Origin of the sequence: uncultured Methanobrevibacter sp. (genome assembly GCF_937906425.1) — an archaeon.
In the GTDB taxonomy this organism is placed as follows: domain Archaea; phylum Methanobacteriota; class Methanobacteria; order Methanobacteriales; family Methanobacteriaceae; genus Methanobrevibacter.
Window position 1 is genome coordinate 1 of sequence record NZ_CALCYR010000102.1, and the last position, 13,104, is coordinate 13,104.

Below are 13,104 nucleotides of genomic sequence, written 5' to 3' on the forward strand. Positions count from 1 at the left end.
AAGATTATAATAAAAAATAGAAAAAAATAGAATTTTATTAAAAATAAAAAAATAAAAGAAAATTAGAAAAATCAATTTTCTAATTAGTCTACAATACCATCAGTGGTAACTTTAAATACAGCTTCTCCTTCTGGTAAATGAGGGCTGTCCACTAATCTAGCAATTCTTTTTCCTGCTAAACCTTTTTTAAGCCAGATTCTGTAAGTGGATGCGTGACCTAAAACGTGACCACCAATAGCTTTGGTTGGACTTCCGAAGAAAGCGTCAGGTCTTGCTTGTACTTGGTTTGTAAGGAAAACAGCTACATTATAAGTGTTAGCAACTTGCTGTAATGCATGCAAGTGTTGATTTAATTTTTGTTGTCTTACAGCCAAGGATTCCCTTCCAACATATTCTGCTCTGAAGTGAGCCATAAGAGAGTCGACAATAACCAATCTTACATTACAACCACTTTGAATCAATTCATTGATTTTTTCAGCCATCAAGATTTGGTGAGAGGAGTTGAATGCTCTGGCAATGTGGATTCTTTGTAAAGCCTCTTCACGATCAATGCCTACAGCATCTGCAATTTGTTCAACTCTTTCTGGTCTGAAAGTGTTTTCAGTATCAATGAATACACATTCACCATCTAAACCACCTTTTTCAGGAGGCAATTGTACAGTTACAGCTAATTCGTGAGAGATTTGACTTTTACCTGATCCAAATTCACCGAATACTTCAGTTATGGATTGGGTTTCAATTCCGCCACCAATCAATTCATCTACATTTTTACTTCCGGTAGTGATACGGCCGACATCACGCCTTCTTTCCATTACATCGAATGCAGTTTCAAAGTCAATCTTTTCTGCTTTACGAGCTGCTTCAATAACTTTTTCAGCTACACCTTCACCAATTTCTGCTTTAACAGACAATTCCTTAGCGGTAGCAGTAGCTAATCTCATCATATCTGCAAATCCAGCATCTCTTAATTTTTCAGCAGTTTTCTCACCAACATTAGGTAAGTCTTCAAGTTCTACCATAATTATCAATCCTTAATTTTTTTTGTTTATCTGTCAGTTTTTGTTATTTTGTTATAATCGTAAAGTAAACTTATATTTTTTAATTATTTTAATTAATAGACTTTTTTTAAATAAATAAACTTTAAATTTTAATAAATAAAGTTTAATTTAATAAATAAAGTTTAATTTAATAAATAAACTTATTGAGTAATAATTTGAAAAAGTTAAAAGTAGTTAACTAAAAAATATTAAATCATTTTTTACCGTGAAATAAAAATCAATAATTTTCTAGCTAAACTACAAACACTTAAAATTCTTAATAATAAGATTCCATGATCTTCCTAGGATTAAGTCTATTTTCCTCATTGAACTCATTGAAATCGACATCAGCCAAGACTTTAACGTTTAAACCTTCAAGATTTTCTATTTTTCCTTCAAGGAATCCAAAGTCCTCTTCTTCTTCATACATTTTAATAATTTCATCTTGAGTCATGCCAAGCAATTTGGAAGCTAATTCATTGAAGAAAGTAATTTGAATTTCTCCGCTTTCATCACGAAGTCTGCAAGGAATCATTAAAAGGTAATCAGGCTCTTCTGTAGTGTTTCCACAGTAACTACATTCACCTGCATCCAAGTCCTCTTGAGATAGGTTGTTTCTGCATTGGTGACATTTCATCATAAGAGGTCTTTCACCATAAACATCTATCAATTGACCTTCAACAATGATGTTGTTGTCATCTTCTGCAATTTCCTCAATGAGTTTGCTTTCATATAATGTTTTTTCCAGTTCCTCAATACTTGGAATTTTAGAGATTTCCTCAGCGGATGGAGTTAAAATATTGGTGTTAACACCGATATTCAATTCAATTTGATCAGTAGTGCCATTATATCTTACACTAGGATTTTGAATCTTGATTGCATCACCGAAACTTAATGGCACTTGAGTCTTGTCATCCCATAGGCTTGCCCTAATGTATCCTGTTTCATCAGCAATGTCCATGTTTCCAACAATTCCCTTGGTTCCATCCTGTCTTTCAAATTCACGAGGAGATTGAATATCAATAATTCTTGCCAAAATCTTGATTTCCCTGTCATCCTCATCCACTTCCTCAATTTTTCTAAGGTCATAGATGGATTCTTCCAATTCACTTGCAGGAGGCAAGTCAACTTTAGTTTCAGCAACTTCGATGACTCTAGTCATTTTTCCAAGATTAAGCTCTACAGCATACATGTTAACTCTGATTCTAGCGTTTTCAATCTGGTATGCTCTTCCAATAACAAATTTTGCTTGAGCCTTCTCATCCCATAATGAAACTCTGATATGTGATGATGCATCTGCAAAGATTGCTGAACGAACATATCCTTGGGAACCGTCATCCCTTTCAAAGGTACGAATATCTGAAAGGCTAATTAATCTAGCGAGTATGTCAACCTCTTCACCTTCCTGTTCATCCATATCGCTAATCTGCTCAATAGGAATAGGTCCCAATAGACTTGCAGCCTCCCTTAAGGAATCAAATAAGGGATTATCATCTTCAGGATTAATTTTTATGATGGTGTTCCAGTTGGTATTTACCCTATATCCTGATGGAGAATAGTCATCATGTTCAATGTTTGCTCCGCTGATTTTAAGAATATCCCCTTTGGAAATGTTTAACTTGGTGTCATCTCCCCAAAGAGTTACCCTTATGGAACCGTCATGGTCACTGATTTCAACAGATTTAACATATCCTTTGGATCCGTTTTGCTTATCAAACTCAATGGTATCCATAACCTTGGTTACAAGACCGATTAGGGAAACATCCTCCATTTCATTAGCATTTGCAATGCTTACGAATTTTTCCTCAAATTCAGGAATGTCAAATTCCCCTTCGGTTTTTAAGATTCTGCCGTTCCAGTGGGACAAGGAAATTTCACCATTTCTTTCCCTTACTTCCTCATTAAGAATCTTTACAACATCCCCTTCATGAAGCTCCAATGTTTCAACGATTTTTACGTCATTGTTCCATAAGGTATATTTGGTCTTTCCGGTTGCATCCTGAATCTCAAGGGAAACAACCTTTCCTCTTTTACCATTGCTTTCATAGGAATGAGGGCTAGGAACCCTGATTAATCTGCCTATGACATTAACGGTTTCATCAGCTTTAAGATCTGCAATGTCAGTAACTGTTTCACTGTATGCAGGGAATGAATCAATATCAGTTGGATAGTTTGGACTTGATGAATCAATAGCTCTGAGTTGGGATCTAGGACGTAGGGAAAATTCCTTTCCGCCTCTGTATCCTTCCTTACATTCCACATTGATTATCTCAACAATGTCTCCTTCCTTAACGTGTTTAAGATGTTTTATGTTTTCAGTCCAGAGAACAAGTCTGAGTTCCCCTGTATTGTCTGCAATTTGCATATTACAGAGTTTGCCTTGTTTTCCTTTTCTTGAAGTGAAGTATTTAGGAGAAGAGTAGGACATTACACGAGCAATAACATTGAATCCTTCATGACCCGGTTCAACATCTGCTATTTTAACATAGTTTCCTTGAATAACATCCCCAAGAGTTTCTTGCTCATCATCTGCATCTTCCGGCAATAATGGATTAATTACAAGATCAAGATAAGTTTTATCGTCAAAGAATCCAATATCGCCTTTACTTTGTTCTTCTTTAATTTCGTTAAACTTTTGTATGAATTCCTCTTTGGATATTAAATCCTGAACCTTTTCCCAGCCTTCTACAATAGCTTGGAAAACTTCGTCGCTAATATCTTCAGCTAAATTCATACCATTGAAAAATTCTTTATCCATACCAAACCCTCGTTCAATAATTAAATTTAGTAAAAAGATTGATTAAACTATATAATTATCATATAAAAATTATAGGAATATTTTTAATTGAAAATTTCTTTTTAAAATTAAAATAATAATTTCTCTTAAAATTGAAATTCTTTAAAATTAAAAAAATAATTTCTCTTAAAATTGAAAAAATAATTCCAGAAATAATTTCAATATACAATTTATAATAAATTTTTTTTCAAGTAAATTATAATTGAACTTCATCTATATATAATAATTAACACAGAGCATTTGAAAACTAATAAGGTTATATTTCAAGTGTAAAATTTTCAAACCCATTTTATTTTATTTTTAAATATAAGACGCTTTAAAAATCCAATTAATATAATAAGGATTTTTAATCACAATCAATAAAAAATAATTGTTTTAAACCAAGATTAAGAGTTAATACTGGTTTAAACTATTTTAAAATATAACAATATTTGTACGCTCCATGTAGATTAATTTAAAAATTATAACCATATTTTAAAATTTAAATTATTTTATAAGTTTTTCAATTAATTTTCATATACAATGATAAGCATTGATAGCTTATAAAGTTTTCATAAAAATCAAAAAACCATACTAAAATAATACTAGATTTTTAGTATATTATTATATATGCATTATATAATATTAATTTTTTAATAAAAATTTCTCATTTTTGTATAAGTGAAAGCATTTTTTAAAAAAAAAAATCCAAATAGAATCTATAAAAAAATTTTTACCTAAGAGACTTTTAAAAAAATTTTTACCAACAGACTTTTTTTAAAAAGAAATTATTAAAATCTAAAATATTAAAATATTTTCATTATAAGTTTTAAAAATTAAGAATTAATATTTTAATCAATGCTCTAAAATAAGAAATTAATTAAAATATTAATCAATAATTCAATCTCTAATTATTGGTTTAATTAAGTTATATATAAATATTTACTATTATTTTTTAAAAAGTAGACTAATTAGTTATAATTTTACTATTTAAACTAATTTTTACAATTTAAAATCAATTTAACAAAAAATTAGTAAAAATAAATTTAAAATAAAAAAGGAAAAAAATTATATAAAATTTTATTAAATGTAAAAAATTTAAAATAAGTGCAAAATTTAAAAAAGTGTAAATTAAATTAAATTAAGTAAGAAGTTTTTTTAAATAATAAATTAGTAAAAATAGTAAAAATAGTAAAAAGAGTTAAAATTACTAAAAAGAATTAAAATTATTAAAAAGAATTAAAAATAGTAAAAAGAGTTAAAATTACTAAAAAGAATTAAAATTAGTAAAAAGAATTAAAAATAGTAAAAAGAATTAAAATTACTAAAAAGAGTTAAAAAAAGTAAAAAGAATTAAAAATAAACCTTTTTACCTAATAAGCATTTTTATTTCGCTTAAAAATAGTTAAAAACATAATCTTAATGTCCAAGGTCAAACTCCAATTTTCTACATATCTAATGTCGTATTCAATACGTTTATCAATTGAAGTGTTTCCTCTAAAACCATTTACCTGAGCAAGTCCAGTCAATCCAGGCCTTACCTGATGCTTTACCATATATTTAGGAATTGTTTTCTTAAATTCCTCAACAAAATAAGGTCTTTCCGGACGAGGGCCAACAACACTCATCTCTCCCTTTAAGACATTGAAAAACTGAGGCAACTCATCAATGCTTGTCTTTCTGATAAATGTACCTACCCTTGTTTTCCTAGGATCATCCTCAGTTGTCCATTGGGATTTTTCCTCTTCCTCATCCTGAACCTTCATGCTTCTGAACTTATACATCATGAATGGCTTTCCATTATAACCTATCCTTTCCTGCTTAAAGATAATAGGTCCCGGAGACTCAAGCTTAATTGCAATAGCTGTAATGAGCATGATAGGTGAAGTTATAATAATAGCGACTATTGAAACAAAATAATCACTTACAATCTTTTCAAACTTGTTGAATGCATCATCCAATGGAACATAACGAATATTGATGATTGGCAAGTCATCCAACATGTCCACTGAAGGCTTAGCAGGCAGATACTTATAGTAATCCGGAATGATTTCCGCCTTGATACCTTCCTCCTCACAGGCATCCACAATTTCATTCAGGTGATAATAATATTCCAAAGGAATAGCTATAACAACCCTATCGAACTTATGGGATTTTAAAACTTCAGGCAAATCCTTGAATGTTCCTATGAACTTGGATCCTTCAAAAGACTTTCCCAAATGTTCCTTTCTTCCTAAAAAACCAGAAATCTTATAACCTAAATAGGTTTTGGAATTGATCTTATGTGCAAAGGTGAAGGCCAATTCATTATCTCCAATAATGAGCATATGCTTTAGATTCATGTCCTTGGTTCTCATCATTCTTAAAACCAAGACTACAAGAGCCCTTTCAAAAATTGCAAATACCATACCAAAGAGACTTAAAAGAAATAGCATAATTCTTGAAAAGTCAGGTTGGTTAATTACAAACAAGAGAGCGACTAAAAAGACAAAAGCCATTACATCTGATTTGACAATATTCTCTGCACCGGAAAAAATCGAGGACTGATTCCTGAAAGGCTTGTACAAACCAAAGAAATAATAAAACAAGATATAAGTTGGTATAATTGCAAATACAGTGAAAATCAAATAAGAAAAGAATGGCAATGAACCTCCAAGAGGACCAAAGAGAGTTGTCTTAAATCTCACATAGTAAGCAAGAACTAATGAAACTAAAATAACAACTATGTCAATGAAAACAAGCGCAGTATTTAAAATTCTTTGATTTTCCTTAATCATTATACCACTTAATAAATAATCATTATATAAATATATTTTTAAGGAGTCATTTATAAAATTACCTATATTTTAATGGCTTATCTTTAATTTAAGACTGAAAATAGTAAAAATTTTAAAATTATCTAAAAAGCATTGCGAAGCAAATTAAAAGCCAAAAGAACAAAAATACCAATTCAATAGACTATCTAAAAAGCATTGCGAAGCAAATTAAAAACCAAAAGAACAAAAATACCAATTTAATAGACTATCTGAAAGCATTGCGAAGCAAATTAAAAGCCAAAAGGACAAAAATACCAATATAAACAACAATATTTACTAAAAAATTATATTTCTTTGTATAATGCTTCTTATAAAATACATACATTGCCCTATAAAATTCATAAATCAATTTAGGATTTCTTTTCTTGGTCTTTTTATCCTCACTGCTTGCTCCCTTATAATGAATAATCTCTGACTGGCCGAAATAAATTATCTTCCAGCCTGCCTGCTTAATTCTATAACACCAATCAATATCTTCACCATACATAAAGAAAGTGTCATCCAAAAGACCAATATCATCGATTGTTGTCTTTCTAACAAGCATGAATGCTCCTGTAAGGCAATCTATTTCATAAACTCCATCATCATCAAGATTATCAAGATTGTAATTATCCTTTTCACTATTTGTTTTTATGTTAAAGAGCTTATAGAAAGAGTTTGCAGGATTTGGAAAGCTGCGTTTGCAGGCCTTATCCAAAGATCCATCAGCAAGTGTTACCTTACAGCCCAATGCACCTACATCTGCATTTATCTTTTGACTAACGTAATCCATACATTTGTCAATTGTAGCTTCCTTGACTAAAGTGTCTGAGTTAAGAAGAAGGACAAATTCACCGCGAGCTTCACGAATAGCTAAGTTATTGGCATTTGCAAAACCCTTATTGGCTGAATTTGCAATTACCTTTAGGATTCCCCTATTGATTTCATCCTTGAAGTAATCCTCCAATCTGGAAAGACTGTCGTCTGTAGACTTGTTATCAACCAGAAAAATCTCATAAGTGTAATGAGTAGGCTCAGCCAAACATGAATCAATAGTTTCTTTTGTTAATTTAAAGGTATTGTAATTAACAATAACAATTGACAAATCTAATTTATCCATAATTCTCCACCAAAACGCATAAAATCATTTTTAAATAATTATAAGAATAAACTTTTAATTGTAGTAATAAAGTTCAATAATTTTTAAATAATAAAAAATATCTATTTTAATTAATTTTAAACTGTAATCTATTTTAACAGAATCTAAAAATTAATCTATTTCCCCAAATAATTAAAGAAATTAAAAATTAATCTATTTCCTCAAATAATTAACAGCACCCTTAAAATTAATCTATTTCCTCAAATAATTTACAGTATTCTTAATTAATTTCCATTCTATCTTAAAGTAATTTTTCCAATTTGACCATTTAAATTCTGTCTTTTTAATCTTATTTCTAGTCCTTAATCCTTCCTTAAGTCCTGACAGGTAAACAGAACCGAATCCTTTCCTTACAAAGAAAAGGTATTTTATCAAAAATCCGCAGAATAAAAATATAAAGTTAATTATTTTCTGTGGAATCGGCTGATTCTTATAAACCAGCCAAACATTATTTCTAGCAGCCAGTCTGACCTTGAATTCATTATATCTGCTACCGCTTGTTGCACTTCCATAATGATAAACGATAGAATCTGGATTGAAAAAATTCCTATATCCATTTATTTGAGCCCTATACGAGAGATCGATGTCTTCAACATAGGCAAAGAAATTGTCATCAAAGCATCCCAATTCCTCTAAAACAGATTTTCTATAAAGGGCTGCACCTGCACAAGATGAAAATATTTCCTTTTTCTCATTGAAACGACTTACAGGCTGTCCATCACCTAACTTTTTAGTCCATCCAAGAAGATTATATTCATCCCCTGCATCATCTATCAAATCCTTGTTGTGATACTGAATCATCTTTGACTGAATTGAAAATGGATTCTCATTCTTTGTAATTGATTCATCCATAGCCAAGATAAGTGATTCAATGGCATTTTCCTCCACTTCCAAATCATTATTGATTGAATAGACATATTCGCTCTTTGCAAGCTCAATTCCCTGATTTACAGCAGGAGCAAATCCCAAATTATCATCATTTTCAATAATTCGTATGGGAATAGGATAATTGGAATCAGCCAAATCATGTAAAAATTCTATGCTTCCATCAGTAGATCCATTATCCACAATGATTATTTCCTCAATGAAACTGTTTTGAATAGCTAAAGATTCAAAATAGGGTTTGAAGAACTTTAATCCATTGTAATTTGGAGTAACTACTGAAACTTTCATTTTATCACAACAATTTAATTTGCTAATAAATAATTAATAAACTTTAAAGATTTTAAACTCTAAAAACCTTTATAAATAAATTTAATAAACTTTAAAGATTTAAACTCTAAAAAACCTTTATAAATAAATTTAATAAACTTTAAAGATTTAAACTCTAAAAAGCTTTAATTAAAACTAAAAACTACTTTTTAGAATACATCTTTTCATAATATTCTTGATATTCTCCTGATTTTACCTTTTCCATCCATTCCTGATTGTCTAAATACCAATGGATAGTCTCTACAATACCTGTTTCAAATGTGTATTTAGGTTTCCAAGCTAATTCCTCGGTTATTTTAGTGGAATCAATTGCATAACGTCTGTCGTGGCCAAGTCTGTCCTTTACAAACTTGATTAGGGATTCTGGCTTGTCCAACTCTTTTAATATAATCTTTACAATTTCTATATTTTCCTTTTCATTATGTCCGCCGATATTGTATACTTCCCCCAATTCTCCATTGTGAAGAACAAGATCAATAGCTGAACAGTGGTCATATACATGTAACCAGTCACGTATGTTCTTTCCATCTCCGTAAACAGGCAATTCCTTATCCTCCAATGCATTTGAAATCATTAATGGAATCAGCTTTTCTGGGAATTGATAAGGGCCGTAATTGTTTGAGCATCTTGTAATGTTGACTGGAAGGCCGAATGTTTCACCATATGCCCTTACCATAAGGTCTGCTCCTGCCTTTGAAGCGGAATATGGGCTGTTAGCCTGAAGGGGAGTTTCCTCTGTAAAATAGCCTTCAGGACCTAAACTGCCATAAACCTCATCAGTACTGACCTGAAGGAATTTTTTAATCTGGAACTTCTTTGCAGCGTCCAAGAGCACCTGTGTACCTAATATATTGGATTTTATGAATATTTGAGGGTCCTCTATACTGCGGTCAACATGACTTTCAGCTGCAAAGTTAACGATATAGTCAACACTGCTTACAAGAATGTCAACAAGACCTTCATCACGAATATCTCCCTTAACAAAGGAATAATTAGGATTATCCTCAATATCCTCAAGATTTTCAAGATTTCCACAATATGTCAATGCATCCAGATTGGTAATCTTATAATCAGGATATTTATCAAGCATATATTTGATAAAATTACTTCCAATAAACCCGGCACCGCCGGTAACTAAAATATGAGTCATAAAAATCACTGTTTTAAATTTTATAATTAAATTAAACTATTAAAATCTTTTTAAACATTAAATAAATTAAATAAATTTAAATTAAACTATTAAAAGCTTTTTAAACATTAAATAAATTAAATAAGTTTAAATTAAACTATTAAAAGCTTTTTAAACATTAAATTAAATTAAATTAAATAAGTTAGAAATTTATAAATACAAAATAACAAAACAATTTAAATCATTTGATTAAAAGTCAGTAGGAGTTTCCCTTAAAGGCTTCCACAACTTATCCTTTTCAGACAGAATGATATCCTCCTCACTTAAATCACCAAGAGGCCATTCGATTCCGATTTCAGGATCGTTCCATTGGATTCCTCCCTCGTCATCCCCCTTATAAAAGTCAGTGCACTTGTAGACAAATTCAGCTTCATCTGAAAGTACTAAAAATCCATGGGCAAAGCCTTTTGGAATAAAGAACTGCTTTTTATTCTCTTCAGATAAAATTTCTCCAGTCCATTTGCCATAGCTAGGGGAGTCTTTTCTAAGGTCAACTGCAACATCAAAGACCTTTCCCCGGATTACACGAACAAGCTTGCCTTGAGGCTGGGTGTATTGGAAATGAAGACCTCGCAAGACCCCTTTAGAGGATTTTGATTGATTGTCCTGAACAAAGGTCAAATCGATTCCTTCCGCCTTAAAATCATTCTCATTATAAGTTTCCATAAAATAGCCACGTTCATCTTCAAAAACTGTTGGCTCTACAGTAAATACACCTTCAATTTCATTTTTAATAATCTTAAACTTTGACATTCTATCACTGAACTTTTAAAAATCATTTAAAATTAAATTAGATTAAATTAGATTAAATTAGATTAAATTAAATCAATTAAGTAATTAATAAATAAATATCTTTCTTAAATTAAACAAAGTAATAAATTAATAAATTAATAAAACATTCTTAAATTAAATAAATTTTTTAAAAAAATTATTCTAAAAAAATAAAAATTTCTAAAAATTAAACAAATTTTTAAAAAAATTATTCTAAAAAAATAAAAATTTCTAAAAATTATATTTTTCTTTCGGTTAATTTTACTAAATATTCACCATATTCTGTTTTTCTAAGAGGTTCTGCCAATTCAAGAACCTTTTCTTTTGAAATATAACCTTTTGAATAAGCGATTTCCTCTAAACAAGCAATATACAAACTTTGTCTTTTCTGAACTGTTTCAATAAAGTTTCCAGCCTCCAGCAAACCATCATGGGTTCCTGTATCAAGCCAAGCCATACCTCTTCCCAATAGCTCAACCTTTAATTTTCCCCTATTGAGATATTCCTCATTGACTGAAGTGATTTCAAGCTCTCCCCTTTGGGAAGGCTTTACATTTTTAGCAATTTCAATTACATCATTGTCATAGAAATAAAGCCCAGGAACAATATAATTGGATTTAGGATGTTCAGGTTTTTCCTCTATTGATAAAACATTCCATTCATCATCAAATTCAACAACACCAAAGGCTTCCGGGTTTTGAGTGTAGTAACCAAAGATGATTGCACCTTCATCAAGTGCCCTTGCCCTTTCAAGGATTTCACTAAACCTGTGTCCGTGGAATACATTGTCTCCCAAAATAAGAGCAACGCTATCATCACCAATAAATTCCTCTCCAATGATGAAAGCCTCTGCAAGTCCATTAGGATTGTTTTGCTCTTTATAGGAAAAACTGATTCCCAAGTCACTGCCGTCTCCAAGCAAATCCTTATACATAGGCAAATCCCTTGGAGTTGAAATGATAAGTATTTCCTTAATGTCTGCAAGCATCAAAACAGAAATCGGATAATAAATCATTGGTTTATCATATAAAGGTAATAGCTGTTTAGAAACAGCTTTTGTAATCGGATATAATCTAGTTCCAGAACCACCAGCTAAGACAATACCTTTCATAGTATCACATCAATAAATATTAGTTTAATATTAAGTTTTAAATGAATAATAATCAAATTATGATTAAATGAAAATCATAAAATTAATATTTAATAAGAATTTTACAAAATACGGCCTAAATAATCTTTTAAAGCTTCCTTATAATCCCTCATAGGTACAAATCCTGCATTTTTCCACTTTTCATTACTTAAAACAGAATAGCTTGGCCTTGGAGCAGGTCTTGGAAACTCATCAGTAGTGACAGGCATTACATTAATATCAATACCTGCAATCTTAAAGATTTCCTTTGAAAACTCATACCAGGTACATTCCCCATCATTGGTCAAGTGATAGATTCCATACTTATCACTTTCCAAAAGCTCTGAAATGGCATTGGCCAAGTCGTATGAAAAGGTAGGAGAGCCTTTTTGATCATTTACAACTGTAATCTCATCATAATCTTTTGCAAGATTCAACATTGTTTGAACAAAGTTTCCTCCATGTTCACCATATAACCATGCAGTACGGAGAATAAAGAACTTGTCAGTACTTTCCTGAATGAAATTCTCTCCTTCAAGCTTTGTTTTACCATAAGCACTTTTAGGACCTAATTTATCATTTTCTACAAGAGGAGTGGTCTTAGTTCCATCGAAAACATAATCAGTACTTACATGAACCAATGGAATATCCATTGTATTGCAGGCAATGGCCAAATTCCTAGGACCGATTGCATTTACTGCATATGCATCATCAAAATTGCTTTCACAATCGTCTACTGCTGTGTATGCTGCAGCATTAATAACTATTTCAGGCCTTTTATTCAAAATGAAATCCATACAACTTTCCTCATTTGTAATGTCCAAATCATTAGACCCTGCCGCTATCAATTCATGCTCTTTCAATACTTCTCTTAAATCAGAGCCAAGCATTCCATAGGCACCTGTAATTAATATTTTCATATTTTACTCCTCAATCAAATTATAAAAAATCATTGAAATTCTTTAATTTTTTAATTTATTATAATTTTACTCCTCAATCAAATTATAAAAAATCATTGAAATTCTTTAATTTTTTA

Annotated in this window: 9 protein-coding genes; all 9 read right to left on the minus strand. The window is 30.6% G+C overall.

The window, feature by feature from the left end; all coding sequences use genetic code 11:
• Positions 1–83: 83 nt before the first annotated feature.
• The 9 genes from radA to rfbD all read right to left on the minus strand — a co-directional run bounded on the left by radA (position 84) and on the right by rfbD (position 12,988).
• Entirely contained in the window at positions 84–1,019 is a 936-nt protein-coding gene (gene radA, locus Q0138_RS02695; protein WP_297980564.1) for a DNA repair and recombination protein RadA, read from the minus strand.
• 295 nt (positions 1,020–1,314) lie between these two features.
• Positions 1,315–3,795 (minus strand): OB-fold nucleic acid binding domain-containing protein, encoded by a 2,481-nt coding sequence (locus tag Q0138_RS02700; RefSeq protein ID WP_297980567.1) that lies wholly within the window; start codon positions 3,793–3,795, stop codon positions 1,315–1,317.
• Positions 3,796–5,186: 1,391 nt separating this feature from the next.
• Positions 5,187–6,590, minus strand: coding sequence for an undecaprenyl-phosphate glucose phosphotransferase (locus Q0138_RS02705; protein ID WP_297980569.1), 1,404 nt, complete (start codon positions 6,588–6,590; stop codon positions 5,187–5,189).
• Between the two features lie 244 nt (positions 6,591–6,834).
• A complete protein-coding gene (locus Q0138_RS02710) occupies positions 6,835–7,728 on the minus strand; it encodes a glycosyltransferase family 2 protein (protein ID WP_297980572.1) in 894 nt (297 codons plus the stop codon).
• Positions 7,729–7,959: 231 nt separating this feature from the next.
• Positions 7,960–8,940, minus strand: a complete 981-nt coding sequence (locus Q0138_RS02715; protein ID WP_297980577.1) for a glycosyltransferase family 2 protein — start codon at positions 8,938–8,940, stop codon at positions 7,960–7,962.
• 181 nt (positions 8,941–9,121) lie between these two features.
• On the minus strand, positions 9,122–10,129 hold the full coding sequence (rfbB, locus tag Q0138_RS02720) for a dTDP-glucose 4,6-dehydratase (RefSeq protein ID WP_297980581.1): 1,008 nt from the start codon (positions 10,127–10,129) through the stop codon (positions 9,122–9,124).
• A gap of 228 nt (positions 10,130–10,357) precedes the next feature.
• Positions 10,358–10,921 (minus strand): dTDP-4-dehydrorhamnose 3,5-epimerase, encoded by a 564-nt coding sequence (rfbC, locus tag Q0138_RS02725; protein ID WP_297980584.1) that lies wholly within the window; start codon positions 10,919–10,921, stop codon positions 10,358–10,360.
• Between the two features lie 256 nt (positions 10,922–11,177).
• The gene (rfbA, locus tag Q0138_RS02730) at positions 11,178–12,050 is read right to left on the minus strand and encodes a glucose-1-phosphate thymidylyltransferase RfbA (RefSeq protein ID WP_297980587.1); all 873 of its coding nucleotides are present in this window, start codon (positions 12,048–12,050) and stop codon (positions 11,178–11,180) included.
• Between the two features lie 101 nt (positions 12,051–12,151).
• Positions 12,152–12,988: a dTDP-4-dehydrorhamnose reductase gene (gene rfbD, locus Q0138_RS02735; RefSeq protein WP_297980590.1), complete on the minus strand. Its 837-nt coding sequence runs from the start codon at positions 12,986–12,988 to the stop codon at positions 12,152–12,154.
• Between the last annotated feature and the right edge of the window lie 116 nt (positions 12,989–13,104).